Source organism: Wolbachia sp. wLmal, from assembly GCF_049435495.1.
Classification (GTDB): Bacteria; Pseudomonadota; Alphaproteobacteria; order Rickettsiales; family Anaplasmataceae; genus Wolbachia; species Wolbachia pipientis.
Genome location: NZ_CP185405.1, coordinates 73181 through 96696 on the forward strand (window position 1 = coordinate 73181; position 23516 = coordinate 96696).

Genomic DNA, 23516 nt, shown 5'->3' on the forward strand with positions numbered 1-23516 from the left:
TCATGCCACTGCGAACCATCATACCGCCGCAGCGCTAACAAGAGATTCCGCTAACACGCAGCGGGATGACGAGACTTATCTTTATGCCGCCGCGAACCGTCATACCGCGATTCATTCGCGGTATCTTTAGATCCCGCTGGGATGACGGTTGTCGTTTAGCTGCAAACATTAAGAAATTTACCAAACGAAAAAAAAGGCAAAAGAAACCCTAGGGTAGCTAATTATTCACTATCCATTTTTTAAGTTGGCGTTTTTTGATGTTTTAAATAGCGTATTTCAGCTTGTGTAGCTAGAAATTTGATAAAGACATAAGGTGCACATAGTGCAAAAAATTAAACATGGGACGCCAGATACGTGAGTTTTTTTGTCATTTAATCTGTACAGAGAAGATAAATAAATAGCCCCAGTTTCATGATAAGGGGGCTGGCGAGGTTTGTCAAGGAAGTTTTTTCGTTTCTGTTATATGGTTATGCAAGAAGTCTATTGTATGTTTACACTCTGCATTAAAGCTTTTAGTTAAGAACATATCCATCCACCGCCAATTACTTGCTCATCTTTATACGCTACACAGGCTTGACCAGGACTGATGCCAAAGTAATCGTCGTTTAAAATGACACAGGCTTTATTTTTTTCGTCAATTGAATGTATTGTTGCTAAACTTCCCGCATGTGATGATCTCAGCTTCACAGTTACTTCCATACTTTCCTTTGGTTGTTCTAACCAATTTAACTCCTTGATCAATATTTTTTTTTGCATTAATACGTTGATCGGACCTACTATAACCTCATTATTTTCTGTATTAATTTTTATCACATAAAGAGGTTCATTGTGTGCGATACCCAAGCCCTTTCTTTGCCCCACTGTAAAATTTACTATGCCACTGTGCTCACCTAGCACTTTTCCATTCACATCCACAATTCTGCCTTTCTGTACGGATTGTGGAGCTAATTTAGCTATTGTTTTACTATAGCTTTCGGAAACAAAGCATATATCTTGACTGTCTGGCTTTTCAGAAATTTGTAAGCTGAAATATTCTGCTAATTTTCTTATATCACTTTTATAGAACCCACCTAGTGGAAATCGCAAAAGCTTCAATTGCTCTTGAGTTGTAGCAAACAAAAAATAACTTTGATCTTTACTTTTATCAATGCTTCTGCACAACTTTACCTCACCATTTTTTTCTAACCTTCTCACGTAATGTCCTGTTACGAGCACATCCGCACCAAGATTTTTTGTAACTTGCAATAGATCACGAAATTTTACCGTTTGGTTACATCTCACGCATGGTATGGGAGTTTCCCCACGCATATAGGTACTCGCAAAATCCTCTATTACTTCCTTTTTGAATATTTCCTCATAGTTTAAAATATAGTGAGGAAAGCCAACACTTTCAGCTACACGCTTAGCGTCATAAATATCCTGTCCAGCGCAGCATGCACCCTTTCTTGCGTTAGCATTGCCATCAGTGCCATATAGCTGAAGAGTTACACCTATCACCTGGTACCCAAGGTTATGTAGCAGTGCTGCAGCAACCGAGCTATCAACTCCCCCGGACATTGCAACAATAGCCTTGATCTGGTGCGGAGCTTTATCTTTTAGCAGAGGTTCAATTTCAAATTCTTTTAGCATAATCGCCTTAATTTATAAACGCAAATCTTGTGTCATTCCAACATACAACTGTGCAAACGTTTTGATTTGGGGGCAATTTACATAGTAGATGATGTCATGGAAGTAGCTGACACTGGAATCTAGCTTCTATTACACAAATTCATTAAAACAGCATATTTATTTGTAATCAAGTTTCCTGGATCCCAGTGTTAGCTACTCGGATGACACCCTTTTCTGCTAGAAGTTGCCTTCAAATTACTTGGTGCATGACACTGGGATCTCATTTATATTACATAATTCCATCAAAACAATTCAATAAACTACCTTCAAAAATAATTTAATCTTGCTTGAATAAAACATGGCCAAAATAATCCATGTTTTCAAGCACTTTTCCACTACCTAAGGCAACACAACAAAGTGGGTCATCTGCAACACGAACCGGTAATTTTGTTGTTTCACTGATAACTTTACCTAGATTACGTAATAATCCACCACCACCGGATAAAACTATTCCTCTATCGACTATATCAGAAGAAAGTTCAGGTGGAGTGCTCTCCAGCGCAGTCTTAATAGCAGAAATTATCTGATGTACAGGCTCTATTAAACTCTCTGCAACTTGGTATTCTGATAAAAGCATTTCTTTTGGCATGCCACTCACTAAATCCCTGCCCTTAATTATCATTCCCTCTTTGTTATTTTCACCTGGCAGACTGGCTGAACCTATGCTTTTCTTAATTTTCTCAGCGGTTGTTTCACCGATTAATAATTTATGATTTTCACGAATATATGATTTTATTGCTTCATCCATAATATCGCCACCTACTCTGGCAGAACGTGAATAAACAATTCCACCTAAAGAAATAATTGCAACTTCAGTTGTACCGCCTCCTATATCAACAATCATAGAACCCTCAGGTTCAGTAACCGGGAGCCCAGCTCCGATTGCTGCAGCCATTGGTTCTTCAATTAAAAATACTTCATTTGCACCAGCACTTTCTGCTGCATCTTGTATAGCACGCCTTTCAACTGGCGTGGATCCAGATGGAACGCATATGATAATATTAGGTTTATTAACAGTGAATTTTGTGTTTGCACTGCGTATGAAATATTTTAGCATTTCTTCCGCACTTTTAAAATCAGCAATAACTCCATCCTTTAAGGGCCTTATCGCCTCTATTTCTCCAGGCGTTTTCCCAAGCATCATTTTAGCTTTTTTACCAAAAGCATAAGGAACGTAACTTCCTTTTTCTTTTATTCTTGCTACAACTGAAGGCTCATCAAGCACTATTCCCTGATTTTTCTGATAAACTAAAGTGTTTGCAGTACCAAGGTCTATAGCAATATCGCTAGCAAACAAACCTTTGAAAGTAAAAAGGCTATAAAACTTTCCGGTTAATTTTCGAACAAAACTCATACATAACTCAAGAAAACCATTTATTAAGACAAATTATACTTTTCAGATAAGTAGTAAGTAACACACTCAACGTCTAAACCCTTACCTGTTACTTTTTTTAGCAGTTCCAGGCCACACTTTGCACTGTATATATTTTGAGATAACCAACTGATAAGTAAACCAAAATCTCCTTTTATTATAGCACTTAATGATTCGTAATGATTCTTTTTAACGCAAGAGAAAATCTGCACAGCAGCAATTAAAGCAATAATTTTTATAGGAAAGTAGCCCATAACACCGCTTGCCCAATATTCATCTTGAAAATAAGTGTTTAGCTCATTTTCAGCTTTTACTGGAATTTTATAGTGCTTCATACCTTCCAGCCACGCATCATGCAGGTCTTTGACTTCCAATGTACCGTTTATTATATCTTGTTCTAACCTAGTTCTCAACATAATATGAGCTAACAGACTAAATTCATCTGCACTTTTTAAAAAAGAAGAAAGGTTTATTTCATTGAAAATCAAGTACAAATTTTCAACACTGCTAACTTTCTCGTTAGTTTTGCCTTTTATAGCAAATTTCTCTTTTATGTGTGGTTGAATAAACTCAATAAATTCTCTGGATGTTCCAATCATCCTTTCCATGAATAACCCTTGAGTTTCATACATAACATGTCTCGTAATTGGACTACTTATAGAATTTTGCGCTAAACATTTTTGATAAATTGCATAACCACTATGCCGTAAAAGTGAAAATAAACCATAACAAAAATCAGATTCATCATAATCTATAGGGTAGTAATAAGAAGTACGAATCTCATTTAGTGCAATACCCATTTGCTGTAAACATAATGAGCCAAGTTCAATCTGTTTCTGAGTAGCAACTTTTTGTATATTAGTAACCTTATCCTTTTTCTGCTTTTCAATTATTTTATCTACATTTTCGCTAAAAAATTTGCCTACCTTGGGGAATACTTCCCTTATATTCTTTTCTGTGATATCAGAGTCATAGTCAGCAAGCAGTGAGTCGTATTTTGAGCATTTTAATTGCTGCGATTTTATAGAAGCTACTTCGCGAATGAGTGTGATTAAATCAGTAAAACGTTCTTTTAGTTTTTCTAAGTTACTGGTTTCAGAATGAGATAGCTTCCATAAATTTTGGCATTCAACCTTAGCTTTGGATAAAGACTTTACTAAATCAATAGGAACAGCACTGTTGCTTTTATGTATTCTCTCTATTAACTTTAGCTGCTGAGTATTTGCACTTTTTTTGTTACCAAGAGCATCTGCTAATGATTCCTTTATTGCGTCATGAGAGATAATTTCATGTCTGATTTCTTCTAGAAGACTCATTTGTTCAACTTTGTCCTCTATATTCAATTGGCTTTGGTTTAGTACTTTTAGCGTATTTTCGATATTCTTTACCCTATATAATACTTCCTCTAAAAACTTATAAGATTGCATATTTGTTCATTATTTTAGAAAACATCTGTTTAATACCGTAATAGATTAATAATAAAGTTAAAAGTATATTTGCTTAAAGTACAATAAAAAATTGTACTTTTTATTCTTTTATTGGATTTTTCTACTCAGAGTCCAGCATATTGTAGGAAAATTAATTGTAAGGTTGTAGAAAAAGTACTTAGTATTTTATTTCTCTTGACTATATTACAGTATGGAGAGATATTAGCTACTGAAATTAAAGTTACGCACTATTTAAAATTTATGGAGGTTTAGTAATGTGGAGTAGACTGGTTATAATGTGCTGTTTTTGTTTATTACTTACTGGTGTAAGTTCTTGCCCAAAAAAAGGAGCAAATACAACAAATAAAATAAATTCTGTTGTTAAGCAGATAGGTGATAAAAGAGTTTTCTTTGGTTATGATGAATCTAGTATTGCTGAAGTAAGTGCAGATGCATTACTTGACGTAATGGAGGTGTTACAAGATAACCCTAACGCGAAGGTTACTTTAACTGGTCACACTGACAACCGTGGTTCTCATGAATATAATCTTGCGCTAGGCGCTAGAAGGGCAGATGCAGCTAAAAAATTTATGGTTAGTTGTACACCCTACATAGAAAACAGAATAAAAACTGCTTCTAAAGGTGAAACTGAGCCTTTGGTTAATGTAAAAGATGATTCTAGAAATTCTAAATATGAAAAAGAGCATGCTAAAAATCGTAGAGTGGAATTTTCATTTTCTGGAATAAAGAAATAGTTTCTTGCATTAAAACCTGGATCCCAGTGTCAAACACTGGGATGACATAAAGAAAGGGCACTGGGGTAGACAAAAAAGGACAAACTTGTCATATTTCGTTGCTTGTTAGCGGGATCTATATATACCACAAATAAGTCGCGGTATGACGTAAGAGATCTGACCTGTCTGGCCATCAAGAGACATAATGGAATTAGAGTTATTATTTCAAAATGTGGTTAATAGTTTTGCTTTCTATAACAATCAAGTTGCAGTTGCAGTATCAGGTGGTGTAGATAGTATAGTCTTACTGCACTTAATGACTAACTGGGCAAAAAAAAACAAGCTTTCACTTCCTACAGCATTAACAGTAAATCATGGGTTACGTCCAGAGTCTCAAAAAGAAGCTGATTTTGTTGTAAGTTATGCAAAGGAACTTGGAGCAAAGGAATCGTTCATATTAAATTGGGAGAAGCAAAATATTAAAGGCAATATTCAGTTACAGGCACGAAAAGCACGGTATAAGTTACTAGCAGAGTGGTGTAGGAATAATAATGTTAAATATTTACTTGTTGCTCATCACAAAGATGATCAAGCAGAAACGTTCTTGTTAAGATTAGAGCGAGGTAGTGGCGTAGATGGATTATCATCAATGGACTACAAGTCTTTCCTAAATGGTATTTATATATTTAGGCCATTGTTAAATTTTAGTCGTAGTGAAATAGAAAAGTACGCTAAGCTTCATCGGTTAAAATGGATCGAAGATAGAAGCAACTATGACTTAAAATACAGGCGAACTTTATACCGTAACTTACTTAAAGCAAGTGATAATCAAGAGATTTTAACAGAGCGAATATGCCTCACAGCCCTTCATATGAAAAGAGCTGCAAAAGCGTTGATGCACTACACACGCCTTGCGTTTAATGACTGCGTTAATGTGCATGATCTTGGTTATATTGAAATTAAACTAAGTGAGTTTTATCAATTGCCAGAGGAAATAGCCTTGAGGCTTTTTCTTTACTCCATAATGGCAATTGCCAGTAAACATTATAAACCAAGGTACAACAGCCTTATCGTAATATTTAACAAAATATTGCAAAAGGATAGTAATGTTAACTGTACACTTTCTGGGTGTAAAATAAGAAAACATGGAGAAAATATCTTGATAATTAGAGAATCGTCAAGGATACAAGAAATTACCGTAAATCTACCTTTAAATGAACCTACTCAATGGGATAACAGATTTAGCTGCACAATACTCGGAAATCAAGAGTGTTCAGTTATCATCGCTCCATTAAAAAAAACACAAAAAGTTCCTGAATTTCTGAAGGATTACAACTGCTGCCCTGAAGTTTTCTATTCTTTGCCTGTAGTGCTAAAAGATGGAAAGGTGCTTGCTTATCCTGATGTAAATTATAACGAAAAAAATACCAATGACGATAAGGCTCAATGCATTATTAATAGCACGATAAAACAAAATTTGGTAAGCTTGATTAGTATTTAGTTAGAAATAGAAATGAAAAAATTTTTAGAAGGCTTATTGATCTGGTTAGTAATTATTGTTCTTATTTCAGTTGCTTATATTCAGTTCAGCGGAAATGTAGGTAAAAGTAAAACAATTATACCTTTTTCGGAATTTTTAACTAGACTAGAAGACAATGATGTAGAAAATATTGTCATAAAAAACCAGAGCATTGAAGGCAAGTTCAGGGACGGTTCAAGTTTCAATTCAAGCGGTGTCATATATAGCGACCTAATAAAAAATTTACATGATAGAAAAGTGAGATTCTCCTTTTCAACTGGAGATTCTGCCATGAACGTAATTGGTGGATTACTTATCTCATGGGTCCCAACATTTATCTTTATTGGCTTCTTGCTATTCTTTCTTAAACAAACACAAGCGGGGGGCAACAGAACTATAAGCTTTGGCAAATCAAGGGCTAGACTCATGACTAGTGGAAAAAAAGTAACATTTGATGATGTTGCCGGAATTGATGAAGCAAAAGAAGAGCTAGTAGAGATCGTTGATTTTCTTAAACAAAGGCAAAAATTTCAAATATTAGGTGGAAAAATACCAAAAGGGTGCCTTTTGATCGGCTCTCCTGGAACTGGTAAAACTTTACTTGCTCGTGCAATTGCAGGAGAAGCTAATGTGCCATTCTTTAGTATTTCTGGATCTGATTTTGTTGAAATGTTTGTGGGTGTTGGTGCAAGTCGTGTTCGTGATATGTTTGATCAAGGCAAGAAAAATGCTCCTTGTATAATTTTTATAGATGAAATAGATGCGGTGGGTAGACATCGTGGCATTGGTCTTGGTGGCGGCAATGATGAAAGAGAACAAACATTAAATCAGTTATTAGTTGAGATGGATGGCTTTGAGTCTAACGAAGGTGTAATAATAATTGCTGCGACTAACCGTCCGGATGTCTTAGATCCAGCACTGCTTAGACCTGGTCGTTTTGACCGACAGATTACTATTTCTTTACCCGATATAAATGGGCGTGAAAAGATATTAAATGCTCATATAAAGAAAATATCAATAGCACCAGATGTAAACGTGAAAACAGTTGCAAGAGGAACACCAGGTTTTTCAGGGGCTGATCTAGCAAATTTGGTGAATGAATCTGCACTTATCGCTGCAAGAAGAAACAAGAAGATTGTTACCATGGATGATTTCGAATATGCACGTGATAAAGTGATGATGGGCGTAGAAAGACGATCCCTAATTATGACAGAAGAGGAAAAGAGACTGACTGCATACCATGAAGCTGGTCATGCAGTAGTTGCTATCAACATGCCTGCCTCTGACCCGATACACAAAGCAACTATTATTCCAAGGGGTAGAGCCCTAGGTTTAGTGATGAGACTACCAGAAACAGATAGAGTGTCCCTCACAAGAGAAAAGATGCTAGCAGATATAACTGTTGCAATGGGTGGACGTGTGGCAGAAGAGCTAATTTTTGGCTATGATAAAGTCACAAGCGGTGCATCTTCGGATATAAAACAAGCATCAGATTTATCACGTTCTATGGTAACAAAATGGGGAATGAGTGACAAAATAGGTCCGATCTATCACAATCGCGAACAAACCATACATGGTTCTGACATAATTTCTGAAGATACGTTAAAACTTATAGATGAAGAAGTGAAGAAAGTTGTGTCTTCTTGCTATGAAAAAGCAAAAGACATTTTGACCAAGCATATGAAAGGCTTAGAGCTTATTGCTGAAAATCTACTGGAGTTTGAAACTTTAACAGGAGATGAAATAAAGGACATATTAAATGGAAAAAAAATTGTTAGAGAGGAAAATGAGAAGAATGAGAAAATAAAAAAATCCTCTCTCTATGAGAGTTGACCTCATCTTAAAAATGCTAATCAGCTAACGCTGCAATAAAACATTCAGAATTGTAACTGTCAATATAAATTGTATTAAAATATTCATAATATTGCATTTTCATCACAATAATGCTATCATTCAGTTAGTATTAATGTTTAATGAGGTGTGAGTAATGATTGATATAGCTTCTATTGGTGTAAGTACAGTTATTGATCAGAATTATAGAAGAAAAGCACAATTATGTTTATCAGGATTATTTGTAACTGTGTCAATAGCAACTGTTACCTGGTTTATTTCCCTGCGTCACAAAATGTATTAGCTCCGTTTTTACTTCCGGCTATGTTCTTGCTCTTCACTTTATCGATGGGTTATTACATGTTCATATTTAGTTGTGAAGAAAAATCTTTGGTAAAGAATGTTCTTGGTATGGTTGAACCGGCTGAATCGGTAAAGAGAGTGCATTGCCAAGAAAATATTAAGTCCTTATTAGCAGAAGTGAGAAGTACTACGAAAGATAGGTTTCGTAACGTGCTTGTTAATCTTTGTTTTGAAGATCGTAGTAAAGCACACAAACTTGCATTATATGTGAAAGAAATTGACGATAAAGGCCTCTTAGACCATTTTGATCAATTTTTTACTATTACTGAAGTAAGCAATAAAAAAAATAGAAGTGAATTAATGAACCTCGCAAGGGCATATAAGATGATAAGTGAAGAAGATCCAGACAAAATACAGGATTTTTTAGCTACTCAAACAAAAAGTTATTCATATGAAATAATGTTACCTGAAATTGATAATTTTCTATCACAAGCTAGGTGATTTTATCAATAATTTTATTGTGTACGTGATTATCATTTTTTGTTTCAATTCCAGTGATAACACTGCACCTAACGGGCTCTTTTATGGCTATTTCCTGAAATCCTTTTCTGACCTTATTGTAAAAATTAACATCCATTTCTTCATATTTATTCTTGTCTTTTGCTCTATTTAAACCAACTTTAACATCAACATCTAGAATGAATGTAATATCTGGATATTTAATTTCCACTAGCTTATGTAAGTCCCTTATTAGCCCTAAGTCAACTCCAAACCCATATCCTTGATATGCAATAGTTGAATCAATAAACCGATCACAAATCACTATTTTTCCTTCTGCAAGAGCTGGTAATATTAATTTTTTCATATGTTCGCGCCTCATCGAGATAAGTAGCAAGAGTTCAGAAATAGGATCAATGTTATTCGTTAACAACACTCCTCTTATCTTTTCTGCAAAATCAGTGCCACCTGGTTCTCGAGTCAATACCACATTATTTTCGCCGTGAATTTGCTTAAAATGATTTGCAAGTAGCTTAGATTGTGTTGTTTTACCAGAGCCGTCTATTCCTTCGAAAGTTATGAACATAAGTTTTATAATTATAATACTAAAAAAGAATATGCAAACAGTATACATAGAAACCGTTTGACATTTAAATAATAAGACCGTAAATTACATATGGTATAATAATAGTCTATGGTTGCTCTGAATACTCCTAAAGTCGATTTTAGTTTTACTGCAAAAGATTTTAATCTTTTGGGAGTAGACAATAAATATTATGCATTAAGTGACTGTTGTGGAAAAAATGGTCTTATTATAATGTTTATATGCAATCACTGTCCTTACGTTCAGTCAATTATTAGCAATCTGGTAAGCGATGTTGATCAATTGAAAAAAGATTATCAGGTAAACACCATTGCAATAATGCCAAATGATGTAAATGAATATCCAGAAGATTCCTTTGAAAATATGATTAATTTTGCCAAGGAAAATAAGTTTACATTTCCATATTTAATTGATAGTACACAGAAAATAGCTAAAGAATACGGGGCTGTTTGCACTCCTGACTTTTTCGGCTTTAATTCCAATTTAAACCTTTGCTATCGTGGACGTTTTAACGACACAAAAAAAGAAAAGGTTCAAAGCTATGAAGTAGGAAGTAGTGACTTATTTCAAGCTATGAAATTTATTGCAGAAACTGGTAATTCTCCAATTGACCAAAAATCAAGTATTGGCTGCTCAATTAAATGGTCTAATTCTACAGGTTAAATATCATGCACAGTGGCTCTCAGCATTTGTTTGATATTATAATTTTGCTTTCTGCTGCTGTGTTTATAGTCATAGCATTTTGGAAAATGAATATTAGTCCAGTGCTTGGTTACTTCGTTGCAGGTGCAGTTATTGGTTCTCACGGATTTAATCTGATACACTCAGCTGAAGCAATGGATAATCTTGCAGAATTTGGTGTAGTTTTTCTGTTATTCATTATAGGCCTTGAATTGACATTTGAACGCCTGATCGCTATGCGTATTCATGTATTTGGGTTCGGTTCTCTTCAAGTTATAGTTACCATGGTAGCAATATGGTGCATCGCTCTTGCTTTCGGAGTGAATACGAATATAGCAACAGTTATTGGTGGTGGGCTTGCGCTATCCTCAACAGCAATAGTGTTGCAGGTTCTGCAAGAAAAAGGTTCTCAAGCAAGTCAGGTTGGTAGATTGTCGATAGCAGTGCTATTAATGCAAGATTTTGCAGTGGTACCATTAATAGTATTGGTACCTTTACTTACTGGCAATTCTGAGCACAGCCTGATAAGCTCATTGGCAGGTTCATTGGTGCAAGCAGCTATTGCATTAGTGCTGATATTTATAACTGGTAGATTATTGCTTAGACCTTTATTTTCGGTTATTGCTAAAATGGAAAGTAATGAGATCTTTATATCAACAACGCTTTTAATAGTATTAGGAGCAGCATTTATTACTGAGCAATTCCATTTATCGTTAGCATTAGGTGCATTTGTTGCTGGATTGTTAGTTGCAGAAACAGAATATAGACACTCAGTAGAACACGCAGTATTGCCATTTAAAGATTTGTTTCTTGGCTTATTTTTCATGACTGTTGGTATGTCCATCAATACCGAACTTTTACTCAATAAGTTACCACTAATTACTTTATTATCGATTATCCTTATCGTTTTAAAAACATCTATTATATATATATTGTGTAGATTTTTTGGGTTTAAGAGTGCACCTGCTATACAAGCTGGGTTACTGCTTTCACAAGGCGGTGAATTTGCGTTTATTTTGTTTCGCTTAGCAGATGAGCTAAATGTGCTACCAAGTGAAATCGCTCAAGTACTTATGATGGTAACTACAGTAACCATGGCTTTCACTCCTCTTTTATCGGGGCTTGGAGATTGGATAGCAAACTCATTTAGCACTGAGAAAACAATATTAGATAATGAAGCTGTTGAAACAGATACACAAGATCTTTATAACCATGTGATAGTCGCTGGATTTGGTAGAGTGGGATATATGGTAACAAAAATGCTTACGGCAGAGCATTTAAGTTACGTTGTTGTAGATATTCAATCGAAAATAGTCAAAGAAGGAAAAAGTGATAGTTTTCCTATATATCTTGGAGATGTTACAAGATGTGAAATTTTAAAATCGGTAGGAATAGAAAGAGCTCAAGCTCTCGTTATTTCAATAAAGAATGAAGTTACTATAAAAAAAGTTGTTTCTTTAGTTGCAGCAAATTTTCCGCATGTAAATATTGTAATACGCTTACCAGATCTGAGTAATGTGGAGGTTTATAGAGATCTAGGAGCTAGTAAAATTATTCCTGAAACATCTGAGATAGGATTGCAGCTAGGTGGAGCTGCACTGAGCCTTAGTGGTATTAGCGAAAGTGGAGTTACGTCTTTAAAAAGTAGATTCAGAAAAGGCAATTACAGTATGTTAAAAGACCTTGGTAGTGATAAAGATGAATAACTACTTCTCTAATTTTATGTACAGAAAGCTTCAAGCTTTATTGAGGTTTTGCCTATAGTAAATTACGCACATAATCAACCAAATTAAGGAAAGTGCAAACCAAGTGATTGCATATTCCAAATGCTTCATTGGCTGTATAGCTACTTTGCTGCCAAAATTGTTCGGCCACAATACACACTTCTCTAGCTTAATACCTAACTCATTGGAAATTTCTTCTGTACTCAGGGTAAACCATGTATTCGAAGCAGTATCGTTCTTGATAAACCAATTTTTACTTTTATTGCTATCGCAATATAAAATTCCATCTGCAACTACTTTTTCAATTTTTACTTTTTTCTCCTTTTTTTCTCCGACTATTCCTTTATTCACCAACATGTAACGTCCAGTGGTGAGCAACATAGGAGACAGCACGTGATAGCCGTGTTGCCCTGCAAAAACATATAGTTCTATGTCACTTAGAATCCCATCAATCTTGACATGCCTATAGTTAAATTTTTCAAGGTCGTTATTGGGCAATAGATGAACCACTGGAAGACTCATACTTTTAATAATATTATTCTTCCAGTTCAATCTGAATATTTGCCATAACCCTAATAAAAAAAGAAGTGAGCAAGGTATAATTAAAATAAATACTATCTTTTTTAACACTCTATATTTGTGTTCTTAAATAGTTTTCAACACCCATTAGTTCAATAAGATCGATCTGTTTCTCAATCCAATGAAAGTGCTCTTCTTCATTTTTTAACATCTCTTCTAATAACATTACACTAACAAAATCCTTTTCTTTCTCAGCGATAGAAATCGTTTCTTTGATATCCTTAATACCTTTTCCCTCTAATTTCAAATTAGCTTCTAAGATTTTCCGTATTGTGTCTTTTGTAAACTTTCCATCATACTTTGATATTTCGTTTGTATCCTGAAAATTTGGGACTCCTTTAAATAACAAAATTCTTTCTGCCAACTTGTTTGCATGTTCAAGTTCTTCGTTGAGCTCATTTTTTACCTTTTCTGCAAGTCTATTAATTCCATTGTTTTTGAGAATCGCAAAATGCAAAAGATACTGGCGTACAGAAGTCAGCTCATTGGTCAATAATTTGTTCAAATGTTTTACTATCTCTTCATTCATAATCTTCCCTTAGTTCAATTCATCAGCATAATTTATATGATAACGATAGTTATAGCAACTCATTTAATAGTTCCTTTGATAACAACCGTATTAAATAGCATGTCGTGGTATGTCTGTTTTTTCTTAGAGAAGCAAGCAACTAGATACCAGCAGAGAGTGAGCAGCACCGTTAATATAGTGAGTAGCACTATTAATATATCGAAAGCGTTTATTAACACGTCCTGTTCTTGGAAAAGCTCGATAAGGATAACTATTATGTTATATAATAGAGAAAGAAAAAACTGAGAAATGCTTCTATCAAATGCTAAACTCAAATCTATTTTAGAACCGTCCAAGCTTATGGTATGTATGTTCATTAATTGCTGACCAGGAGTTGCTTGGGCTTTTGAAGATATAAAATATGTGAAGTAACTGCAATCTATACACATAGATGAAATTAACGGAAAATTCTTTAACAATAGTCTGATTAATAAGTTTGGAATTAATAAAATTGCTCTATCTATCAAATATGCGCAAAAGCGTCTTGTTATACTGGCAATCTCTGTAACAGCGGTCATTACCTATCTTCTAAATACTTTATTACAAAATCTGTAAGTTTATCAAAATGTTGAAAACATAACAAATCTTCATAACCGCTTATTGATTGACCGTATATAATAGGTAAACAATTGGCATTTTGTGCACACAGAACATCTGTGATGCTATCACCAACGAAAAACACATTTTCTCTATTTATAGGCAACGTACTCTCTTCTAATGCAAATAGCAGTGGGGTTGCAGATGGTTTATCTTCTGCAGTATCGCATGACCCAACCACTCTTTCAAAGTAGGAATCTAGTTTAAAATAGGCAACTTCTTTACGTAAATTAGTATTTTTCTTATTACTTACTATTGCTAGATAAATATTGTGGCTTTTCAGTGTCTGCAACATTTTCTCTACTCCTTGATTTAAAGCAATGTTTTGCAATAGTGCATCATCTAAATATTGTTGATATATCTGATTCGCTTTTTTCCACTGATCGCCAAATAAATTGACCATATAGCTCTTTCTCGACTCATGGGAATTTCTATCGGCAGCTTTATTACTATACCCCATTGAGTTTATGGTATGCTTAATAGCATTAAAAATGTTATCTTGAGTGTCAACTAAGGTATTATCCCAATCGAATACTACTGCTAATGGGCTGTTTTTCATTTCTATATTGTTATATATTTTAAATTAATAAGTAAATAACATTTTAATAAAAAAAATATAAATAGGACGCTCTTACTCTTTACCACAAGTTATGTTAACTGTTTTTTATATAATTAGCTAACATACTGGTTATATGATATGTTTTAATAGGTAACAGGTATGGCCCAGACATCTAAAGAAAGTGTTGAAAAAAAGTTTAAAGATGTTTTTGAACGTTCTCCAAGTGCTTTTCCAGAAGGTACCTCATTAGAAAAGAAGGTTAATTATATCGCAAAAGGAACAGAGGCTCTAAAAGCTGTGAAAAGTAAGGAGCTTGAGAACAAAATGAAAAACGTTGCAGAATTGAGTCAGAAATTTGAAAGTCAAAAAGGACGTGCAGATGAAAAAGTACGTCAAGATTTTGAAAGAATTGCTGAGCTTGACCAACAATATAAAGGGAAGGGCATCTTCACAAGTGAAAAAGTTGCAGAGCCAAAAAGTGACAAAAAATTCCAAGACACTCCGAGAAAAACTACAACAGCAGTTAAAGACCTTGAACATAATACACAAAAAAAGACTACTGAAGCTTCTGTGCAAACAGCATCAGAGCACGATTCACAAACCGTTAATCCCTCAGTGAGCAAGAGTTCTGTAAAAGAGAAGCTCAACACTGAGCCGGACAAAAAAGATAACACGCCTCAACCACAAGAAAATCAAAAAGAAGAAGGGTTTTTGAGTCTTCTGAAGCGCTTTGTTAAGAAAATATTAGAAAAATTTTTAGGTGAAGGTGAAAAGGATGTAGAGAATGCTCGTGGCATGAAAGAAGATGCTCAAAGAGATACGTCAAATAACGAAGAGCAACAAAAGAGTAAGCAGCTTGATGAATTTTTAAAGGACAAAAGTGTAAGCGAGGGTTTGAGGCAGGCAACAAAGCTTGAGAACTCGGCAATAACGCCTATTAATACTCCTAAAGTGAATGAAGTAAACACGGGTCGTGAAAGGTGATCCGCTTTCAAGCTTCATTATACCGCCACGAACCGTCATACCGCCGCGGTATCTCATCCGCTAACAAGTAGCGGGATGACGATTGTCAGGGTATCATCCCAGTGTCCCTATGATGTCATCCCAGTGCCCTGACTACTTGGATCTAGCAAGCTTTGCTTGCAAATAAGTCTAATACGCGTCGCGTTTTATGCCAAAACACAATTGGGGTTACATGCAAAATAGATCCCAGTGTCAGCTATTCGGATGACAAAAAAAGGAGCACTGGGATGACACCATTTGTTGTATTTAACAAAGTTCGTACTTAGCTTCATGTTAGCTATAAACATTAAGAAATTTACCAAGCGAAAAAAAAGGCAAAAGAAGCCCCAGCTAATATCTATTTTAGAACATTGGCGTTTTTTAAGTCTTAAACACTGCAATTTAGCTGCTTTTAAATGCAACTCACCTTAGTTTAAATGTTTAAGAAATTTACTAAGCAGAAAAAAAGGCAAAAGAAACCCCGTGTTAGCTAGTTGTCACTCCCTAATCCTGCAAATTGGCGTACTATACTGTCTTAAACGACTTATAAGCGCGTTTCAGCTTGTGTAGGTAAAAACCTAGAATATTGTGAAGACATAAGGTGCACATAGTGCAAAAAATTAAAAATAAGACGCCAACTACGTTGTTTTCTTGCTGTTTAATCTGCACAGATGAAGATAACTGAATACCTTCAGTTTCATGATAAGGGGGCTGGCGGAGTTTGTCAAGTAAGTTTTTTCGTTTCTAACGGTTGTTGCCAAAAACTATGCAAGAAGTCTATTGACAGGTGATTAAATTATAATGTAGCCTATCGCCGTATATCCGGGGGTGGGTTGTTGTGAGGCTTTTTCACTTTTTATTCTTGCTAATGTGTTTTTCTCTGTATTACTATGCGGGTTTTATATTTTCGCCCTGCCCAAAAGCTACGGTTTGCTTTTCACCTGGAGAAGATTGTGCTGTACCGATAATCAACGTAATAGATCAGTCTAAAAAATCTATCTTAGTTCAAGAATATACATTTACTCTTGGAACAGTTGCAAAATCTTTGATTAATGCTAAAGAACGCGGTGTTGATGTTAAAGTCATCTTAGATAAATCGCAACTCTACTCAAAATATAGTGTTATAAATGAATTATTTTCAGGTGGAGTACCAATTTGGATCGATGATAAGCCAAAGATTTCTCATAATAAGATAATGATTATTGACAATCAAAAAGTCATCACAGGGTCGTTTAACCTGAGTAAGACAGCTAAAAAAGGAAATGCTGAAAATTTATTAATTATTACAGATTATCCTGAATTGATTCAGCAGTATGTGAAAAACTGGGAGGCACGAATGTCACAATCTTACAAATACGCTCCCAACTAATCGAGAGCGCTTGCTCAAAATCAGTTTTAAAAACAGCAAGGGAGAGCTTTTTTGATTGATTGGCATAATGATTATGATATAATGAACTAAAAATTTAAGGGATAAAGTAGTGGATTATATAAATGATGCTGCCGGTAGCTACACTGCTATTCATGATTTTTTTCAAAACAACGGTGTTGGAGATTACAAAGTTCAATGCAATCATGGTGGGGTGCCGTATGCTACTGATGAGTACGTGCATTCTGGCGATAAATTTTGGAGTAATAATTTCATAGACTCACATTTTGGCAGGGAAATAAAAATGTATCCTCAAAGTGAACTTTTAGCTAAAGAATATGCTGGAAATACGTTGCCAGTTTCAATATCACTAGATAAGGATTTAATAAAAATGAAGGAATGTCAGAAAAAAACGAAATTTGTGGAACTAGAAAGGGAGTCAGGTGATTTAGTGCATGATAAGCAAAAGTATGTAAAGTGTTACACAACAAAGCTATCATATGATGATGTACATATTTACAATAACGATAAAGTTTCAACATTTAGCATAAAATACGACGTGCCAAATGATCCGAAATACAGTTTAAATATAACATTTACAAAGGTTAATGATAATAAACCAGGATTTTGGCAGAAATTTAAAAATATGTTTTAACGTGACCATTCACTGGTTTTTACTCAATCAACCAACAACAGTTAATATCAAATTTTTATAATTAAAAAATATGCTATTTTTTAAAACTTTCATTCTCCTTGACTCTGTCAACTTCACAAAACAACTCTTGGACCAAATGTATCTGGCATAACACCTTTTGGTAACTTGCTACTTCTTTTTTTCCGCATCTCCGACAACAGCCATTGATATTCCACTACATAAGGCTTGATTTTTGGTAGATCAACTTTTTTATGAATAATACTATGCTTCTCCTTAAATTGACCATTTACCCTAAACGCTATTAGCTTCCTTAAAATTTACATTAATGCCTATTTTGCCTAAACTGAAGCGTCTTTTCCAATTTTTTCTAGCATCAACTCAGCAGCTTTTTGTTCAGCAATCTTTTTACTAGAAGCGCATGCAGAAACTTTACCATAATCTTCTATGCAAACTGATATAGTAAATTCAGGATTGTGCGCTGGTCCAGTTTGTTTTACAAGCTCATACTCTGGTAAAGGCAATTTGTTTTTCTGAGTCCACTCTTGCAGTGAGGTTTTAGGATCTTGAGGGGGGTCAAGCATGCCTTTAGCTAGCTTTTCCCAATATTGGATAATAAATTTTTCAACATTTTCAAGCCCGCCATCAATATAAACTGCACCTATTAGTGCTTCAAGCGAGTTTTCTAAATTTTTTAAGTTACATCTCCCTCCATTGCAGCGTTCACTATTATTCATGATGATAAAGCTGCCTAATTTTATTTCTTTAGCAACATTAGCAATGGTGTTGCCACAAACTAAATCCGTCTTTCTTTTTGCCAATGCTCCTTCTTTTTCTTCAGGAAATAGTTTAAACAGTGTGGCAGATACAACCATATTCAAAACACTATCGCCCAAAAACTCTAGTCTTTCGTAGCTTACAATCTGGTTTTTGCTATTCCTTTTATTTACGCTTGGGTGAGTTAGTGCCTCTTCTAATATTGCATAATTTGTAAATTTATAATCAATGATCTTAGATATTGCATCATTTAAACTCTTCATACCCATTATTTAAAAGAATAACACTTCCTACCACACCTTTATACCAAAGAATTAGTTTTGTTTTATTAAAATAATACCAACAACTTCCAAAATATACAGTTTAATAGACTTCTTGCATAACCATTATTTGAATAATGATTCATCGATGTTATTCCAGTGTCGGCTACTTAGGTGACAGAGAAGATGTTTAATGTATACAACCCACCACCTCACTAATGTTACTAAATCCATCTCTCCTTATTAGTTCTGCAAGTTCTAGATTAATTTTGTTTACAACTTGAGGTCCGTGGTATATGAGAGCAGTGTACAACTGCACCAAAGAAGCTCCTGCCTTTATTTTTTTATATGCATCAGCACCACTTGAGATTCCTCCGCATCCTACCAACAATATTTTGCCCTTAGTAAGTTTGTACATATCGCTCAATAACTCGGTTGAAAGTTTAAACAGCGGTTTGCCACTCAACCCACCACTCTCGTTGTGGTGGGAATGTAAGTTATTCCGACTGATCGTAGTGTTGCTCACTGTTAATCCGTCAATCTTATATTCCAACGCAAGCTCAGCGATATTTTCTTTCGTTTGCTGATCTATATCTGGTGAGATTTTTAATATTATTGGTATGGATTTAGAATTATCAATTGATTTCCGGGTTAGAGTTACGGATTTCAACAATTCCGATAATTCTTGCTTATTGTGCAGATTGCGTAAATTAGGCGTGTTTGGGGATGAGATGTTCAGCACTATATAATTGCTTTTTCCATATACTATCTTTATTAAGTCAACATAATCGCTGATTTGGTCCTTTGATGTACTGTTTTTTCCTATGTTGATGCCAAAAATGCAATCATCAAGCTTGGTTTTATCTATTTGTTTAAGAAAGTAGTCTATTCCTTTATTGTTAAATCCCAATCTGTTAATTACCCCTTGATCTTTAATTAACCGAAAAATTCTTGGCTTTTTGTTTCCATATTGTGGATTACGAGTTACAGTACCAGTTTCAATAAACCCAAAACCAAATGAGAGCATAGGCCTTATAACTTCTGCATTCTTGTCAAAACCTGCAGCCAGACCTACGGGGCTTCTGAGCTTATTACCAAAAAAATTCACACTCAAAGATTCTGGTAGCTCTATAGGATTCTTATAAGGTATTTTCTTTAATGCCATAATTGCCAAAGAGTGAGCAACTTCGGGCTGTAGTAAAAATAGTAAATTACGTTTGTAAAACACTTTGCTTATTTTTAGTTTATTTTTTACCATGAAACGCTATAAGAGTATAACCATAACTTGAAAAGAAATTGATTTTACTATGGATAAGCTTTCTCTATAGGTTACACACTTAAAGCTACTGTTGAATTGAGCAACTTTTACAAGATATAGAGAATGAAAGAGGCCGGGACCGGAATTGAACCGGTATAAAAGGATTTGCAGTCCTCCGCATAAGCCATTCTGCCACCCAGCCGTTTTTTATGTGTAGATATCCATTATATCTTTTAGCATAGATAAAGCCTCCTCCCTTTTGCGTTGAAAAGTGTTACGTCCAATGATTGAACCATTACCGCCACCCTGCTTAATCTCTTTCGCTTCATTGTATATGTTATCTACTTCCTTCGATTCACCACCAGAAAAAACTACTATTCTTTTCCCTGCAAAACAAGACCTTTTAACATATTCAATTCTTTTAGATAATGATTCAATATTTTCTGTTTCTATTTTCTCCCTTTCCAAATATTTAGTTGGAAGTTTTACTTTTATTATATTAGCGCCAAGCAAAGCTGCCATGTGCGCAGCATAGGCAATAACATCAACTGCTGTTTCACCTTCTTTGGAAATCCCTTCACCGCGTGGATAAGACCATAGCACTACTGCAAGCCCATAAGATTTGGCTTCAGCTATGATTCCACGGGCTTCCTCCATCATATCGAAACACTTAGCAGAACCAGGATATATAGTAAATCCGACAGCTAAGCATCCCAAACGCAGCGCATCTTTCACAGAAGAGGTTATTGCCTGATCAGAGGTTAGATCCTTTGAATGTAAAGAGTTGGAACTATTAAGTTTCAAAATAAGTGGGAGCATTCCAGCATAAGTTGCAGCACCAGCTTCAATCATACCAAGTGGAGCAGCATATGCACTTACTCCCGAATCAACCGCAAGCTGAAAATGATAATGTGGGTCATAAGCATCAGGGTTAACTTCAAAACTTTTAATTGGACCATGCTCAAATCCTTGATCTACTGGCAGAATCACTAACTTGCCAGTGCCGCCAAGCTTTCCATGCATGAGAATACGAGTAAGATTTGCTTTTACCCCAGGGTTTTCACTTTCGTAGTAGCTTAGGACTTGTTTTACTTTATCACTTATCACTATAATTCAAATTGAATTTAAGTTATAGATTGTAACAAAGATGAAGTTCAATACAAGGATTTTAAACTATATCAAAAGCAATTTTATTTTCTACTTTATTCATATAGATTCTTAATTTCTTTCCTTTTATTAATTTACGATTCAGTATTTCTTCCGCTAAGTAACTTTTTATCTCTTTTTCAATAAGTCTCTCTATCGGACGTGCTCCCATTTCCTTACTATAACCCATTTGTACAAGATAAGATTTCACTTCATCCTCTACCAAGTAGTTTATGCCTTTTTGCGTCAGCTGCTTTTTCAGTTCCTGAATAAATTTATCTACAATATGCAGAATTATATCCGCATTTAAGTCAGAAAAAGAAATAATCGCATCAAGACGATTACGAAATTCAGGGCTAAAAACCTGTTCTATCGCTTTTTCACTATCACCAGTGTTAAATTTTTTATGCCCAAAGCCAACAAAACTTTTGCTGCGTTCAGCTGCTCCTGCATTAGTTGTCATAATTAAGATTATATTGGAAAAGTTAACTTTACGTCCGTAAGTGTCTGTAACGCAACCATAATCCATAATTTGTAGCAATATATTATAGATATCGCTATGAGCCTTTTCAATTTCATCAAGCAGCACAACACTATATTGATTATTAGATACAGACTCTGTGAGTAATCCACCCTGATCATAACCTACATATCCAGGAGGAGAACCAATCATCCTTGATATCGTATGAGACTCAATATATTCGGACATATCAAAGCGTATAAGATTCATGCCCATGCTTTCTGCTAATTGTTTTGCTAGCTCGGTTTTACCAACACCGGTTGGCCCTGCAAAAAGATAATTTGCTAAAGGCTTATTGTAATTTCTCAACCCAGATTTAGCAATTTTAATAGAATTAACAAGAGATTCTATTGCCTGCTCTTGGCCAAAAATCACCTTCTCTAGATTAGCTTTTAAAGACTTTACTTTCTGCAAATCATCAGATTCAGATCCGCAAGGCACATTTGTAATTCTAGTAATGGCATTCTTAATATCTCTACTATTTACAATTTTACCCCTGTTTCTTAGCAATTTACAATATGCCCCTGCCTCATCAATAACATCAACCGCTTTATCAGGTAATATTCGCCCAGTAATATACTTATGCGAAAGTTCAGCCGCAGACCTAATGGCATTCTTTGTATAATATACTCCATGATACCCTTCATAGTAGTGCTTTATACCATCTAGTATCTTTATCGTTTCGTTAACAGAAGATTCCTTAACATTAATTTTTTGAAACCTCCTCGCTAATGCTTTATCTTTTTCAAAACTATTGCTGTATTCTCTATATGTAGTTGCACCTATACAACGCAGTGTACCTCTTGCAAGCGCAGGTTTGAGTAGGTTACCTACATCAAGAAAGCTACCACTTGTAGAACCTGCTCCAATGATAGTGTGTATTTCGTCAATAAAAAGGATAGCACCTGGTTTTGCCTCAATCGCTTTTATTATAGATTTTATTCTCTCTTCAAAATCACCTCTATAGCGTGTCCCTGCAAGGAGTGACCCTAAATCCAAAGCATAAATTATACTGGACCTGAGCGCACTTGGAACACTGTTTTCAATGATTTTGAGTACCAAACCCTCAACTATTGTGGTTTTGCCAACACCTGGATCTCCAACATATAAAGGGTTGTTTTTTCTACGCCTCAATAATATTTCTATAGTGCGATTTAATTCATAATCACGACCAATAACATAATCTATTTTTTTGCTTCTTGCATAGTCATTTAAATTTTTACAATAACTTTGTAGAATTTCCTCATCTTTTAGTAGCTCACCTTTATTTACTGTAGTAGGAGCATCATTATTTTTATCAAGTTTTACTTTATGATTAGTGGTGTATTCATCTATATCGTTAGAGTATTTCATGTTAGATATGTGGTAAATCAAATTGGAATCTTTCGCACTTTGTTTCTGCAATAGATCTTCAACGTATAAATCTTGCCCAGACAAAATTTCTACTAGAACACTTGCTCCATTTATTTCTTTTTTCCCCAAGCTATGAGCCCGTATTATTGCTCTGTGTATTATGCATTGAAACATTGAGCTAGGTTTAACTCCACTGATAATCAATTCAGAACTGCTTTGTAAAAACCCTTTTATATTATTATTATAATCATTAGCCTTAATATTGCATCTTGATAGAATGTTATCCATACTGATGATTTCATCGGCTCTGATATTACATCTTGATAAAACGTAATTTACATCCACGTCTTTAGTTAACGCCAGCAATAAATGCTCTACTTTCGCATATTTAAGATTAAAATTAGAAGCAATGAATAGTGCTCTATTCAAACTTGCCTCCAAGTTTTTGGAAATCATCTCCTATTCTCTTTAAAAGTGGGAACTCATATATAATGAATAGCACACAATTATTAAAAAAAT

At 34.8% G+C, this 23516-nt stretch carries 22 protein-coding genes and 1 tRNA gene; 10 read left to right on the forward strand and 13 right to left on the reverse strand.

All coding sequences use genetic code 11. The annotated features are described in order from the left end of the window. Positions 1–516: 516 nt before the first annotated feature. The 3 genes from mnmA to ACEL90_RS00365 form a co-directional block, all read right to left on the reverse strand. On the reverse strand, positions 517–1629 hold the full coding sequence (gene mnmA / locus ACEL90_RS00355; RefSeq protein ID WP_423348973.1) for a tRNA 2-thiouridine(34) synthase MnmA: 1113 nt from the start codon (positions 1627–1629) through the stop codon (positions 517–519). Between the two features lie 316 nt (positions 1630–1945). Next, on the reverse strand, positions 1946–3022 hold the full coding sequence (locus ACEL90_RS00360; protein WP_423348974.1) for a rod shape-determining protein: 1077 nt from the start codon (positions 3020–3022) through the stop codon (positions 1946–1948). A gap of 23 nt (positions 3023–3045) precedes the next feature. After that, the gene (locus ACEL90_RS00365) at positions 3046–4467 is read right to left on the reverse strand and encodes a carboxypeptidase (RefSeq protein ID WP_423348975.1); all 1422 of its coding nucleotides are present in this window, start codon (positions 4465–4467) and stop codon (positions 3046–3048) included. 275 nt (positions 4468–4742) lie between these two features. Between ACEL90_RS00365 and ACEL90_RS00370 the strand changes: the two genes are divergently transcribed. The 5 genes from ACEL90_RS00370 to ACEL90_RS00390 all read left to right on the forward strand — a co-directional run bounded on the left by ACEL90_RS00370 (position 4743) and on the right by ACEL90_RS00390 (position 9354). Further along, complete coding sequence (locus tag ACEL90_RS00370) at positions 4743–5222, forward strand: OmpA family protein (protein ID WP_182309861.1); 480 nt, start codon at positions 4743–4745, stop codon at positions 5220–5222. A 184-nt stretch (positions 5223–5406) separates the two neighbouring features. Continuing rightward, complete coding sequence (tilS, locus tag ACEL90_RS00375; RefSeq protein WP_423348976.1) at positions 5407–6702, forward strand: tRNA lysidine(34) synthetase TilS; 1296 nt, start codon at positions 5407–5409, stop codon at positions 6700–6702. Positions 6703–6714: 12 nt separating this feature from the next. After that, positions 6715–8553 (forward strand): ATP-dependent zinc metalloprotease FtsH, encoded by a 1839-nt coding sequence (gene ftsH / locus ACEL90_RS00380; RefSeq protein WP_423348977.1) that lies wholly within the window; start codon positions 6715–6717, stop codon positions 8551–8553. A 154-nt stretch (positions 8554–8707) separates the two neighbouring features. Then, positions 8708–8854 (forward strand): hypothetical protein, encoded by a 147-nt coding sequence (locus ACEL90_RS00385; RefSeq protein WP_423348978.1) that lies wholly within the window; start codon positions 8708–8710, stop codon positions 8852–8854. A 56-nt stretch (positions 8855–8910) separates the two neighbouring features. Further along, a complete protein-coding gene (locus ACEL90_RS00390) occupies positions 8911–9354 on the forward strand; it encodes a hypothetical protein (RefSeq protein WP_423348979.1) in 444 nt (147 codons plus the stop codon). On the opposite strand, the gene tmk is transcribed toward ACEL90_RS00390, so the two are convergent. Beyond that, positions 9347–9937: a dTMP kinase gene (gene tmk, locus ACEL90_RS00395; protein ID WP_423348980.1), complete on the reverse strand. Its 591-nt coding sequence runs from the start codon at positions 9935–9937 to the stop codon at positions 9347–9349. The genes ACEL90_RS00390 and tmk overlap by 8 nt on opposite strands. Before the next feature lie 108 nt (positions 9938–10045). On the opposite strand from tmk, the gene ACEL90_RS00400 reads away from it, so the two are divergent. Both ACEL90_RS00400 and ACEL90_RS00405 read left to right on the forward strand, forming a co-directional pair. Further along, positions 10046–10618, forward strand: coding sequence for a thioredoxin family protein (locus ACEL90_RS00400; RefSeq protein WP_006279694.1), 573 nt, complete (start codon positions 10046–10048; stop codon positions 10616–10618). Between the two features lie 5 nt (positions 10619–10623). Beyond that, positions 10624–12342: a monovalent cation:proton antiporter-2 (CPA2) family protein gene (locus ACEL90_RS00405; protein WP_423348981.1), complete on the forward strand. Its 1719-nt coding sequence runs from the start codon at positions 10624–10626 to the stop codon at positions 12340–12342. A gap of 30 nt (positions 12343–12372) precedes the next feature. On the opposite strand, the gene ACEL90_RS00410 is transcribed toward ACEL90_RS00405, so the two are convergent. Genes ACEL90_RS00410 through ACEL90_RS00425 form a run of 4 tightly spaced genes read right to left on the reverse strand, consistent with a single transcriptional unit; the run spans position 12373 to position 14663 of the window. After that, the gene (locus ACEL90_RS00410) at positions 12373–12990 is read right to left on the reverse strand and encodes an SURF1 family protein (protein ID WP_213863315.1); all 618 of its coding nucleotides are present in this window, start codon (positions 12988–12990) and stop codon (positions 12373–12375) included. Between the two features lies 1 nt (position 12991). Next, positions 12992–13468: a bacterioferritin gene (bfr, locus tag ACEL90_RS00415; RefSeq protein ID WP_077188433.1), complete on the reverse strand. Its 477-nt coding sequence runs from the start codon at positions 13466–13468 to the stop codon at positions 12992–12994. A 59-nt stretch (positions 13469–13527) separates the two neighbouring features. Further along, complete coding sequence (locus ACEL90_RS00420; RefSeq protein WP_265024536.1) at positions 13528–14025, reverse strand: RDD family protein; 498 nt, start codon at positions 14023–14025, stop codon at positions 13528–13530. Beyond that, positions 14025–14663 (reverse strand): HAD family hydrolase, encoded by a 639-nt coding sequence (locus ACEL90_RS00425; protein ID WP_400771318.1) that lies wholly within the window; start codon positions 14661–14663, stop codon positions 14025–14027. Before ACEL90_RS00425 ends, ACEL90_RS00420 begins: the two co-directional genes overlap by 1 nt. A 159-nt stretch (positions 14664–14822) precedes the next feature. Between ACEL90_RS00425 and ACEL90_RS00430 the strand changes: the two genes are divergently transcribed. The 3 genes from ACEL90_RS00430 (at position 14823) to ACEL90_RS00440 (ending at position 17686) form a co-directional block, all read left to right on the forward strand. Then, positions 14823–15647 carry a hypothetical protein gene (locus ACEL90_RS00430; protein ID WP_423348982.1) on the forward strand — a complete coding sequence of 275 codons (825 nt, stop codon included), beginning with the start codon at positions 14823–14825 and terminating at the stop codon, positions 15645–15647. Positions 15648–16503: 856 nt separating this feature from the next. Then, a complete protein-coding gene (locus ACEL90_RS00435; RefSeq protein WP_423348983.1) occupies positions 16504–17034 on the forward strand; it encodes a phospholipase D family protein in 531 nt (176 codons plus the stop codon). A gap of 109 nt (positions 17035–17143) precedes the next feature. Further along, a complete protein-coding gene (locus ACEL90_RS00440; protein ID WP_264339681.1) occupies positions 17144–17686 on the forward strand; it encodes a hypothetical protein in 543 nt (180 codons plus the stop codon). Positions 17687–18024: 338 nt separating this feature from the next. Here ACEL90_RS00440 and rnc read toward each other — a convergent pair whose 3' ends face one another. The 5 genes from rnc to ACEL90_RS00465 all read right to left on the reverse strand — a co-directional run bounded on the left by rnc (position 18025) and on the right by ACEL90_RS00465 (position 23453). Then, on the reverse strand, positions 18025–18723 hold the full coding sequence (gene rnc, locus ACEL90_RS00445) for a ribonuclease III (RefSeq protein WP_423348984.1): 699 nt from the start codon (positions 18721–18723) through the stop codon (positions 18025–18027). Between the two features lie 187 nt (positions 18724–18910). Beyond that, positions 18911–19978, reverse strand: coding sequence for a quinone-dependent dihydroorotate dehydrogenase (locus tag ACEL90_RS00450; protein WP_423348985.1), 1068 nt, complete (start codon positions 19976–19978; stop codon positions 18911–18913). Between the two features lie 130 nt (positions 19979–20108). Then, positions 20109–20180: transfer RNA gene (locus ACEL90_RS00455), tRNA-Cys, on the reverse strand. A gap of 5 nt (positions 20181–20185) precedes the next feature. Continuing rightward, positions 20186–21082, reverse strand: coding sequence for a class I fructose-bisphosphate aldolase (locus tag ACEL90_RS00460; RefSeq protein WP_038228077.1), 897 nt, complete (start codon positions 21080–21082; stop codon positions 20186–20188). A gap of 64 nt (positions 21083–21146) precedes the next feature. Beyond that, positions 21147–23453 (reverse strand): AAA family ATPase, encoded by a 2307-nt coding sequence (locus ACEL90_RS00465; RefSeq protein WP_423348986.1) that lies wholly within the window; start codon positions 23451–23453, stop codon positions 21147–21149. Positions 23454–23516 lie beyond the last annotated feature (63 nt).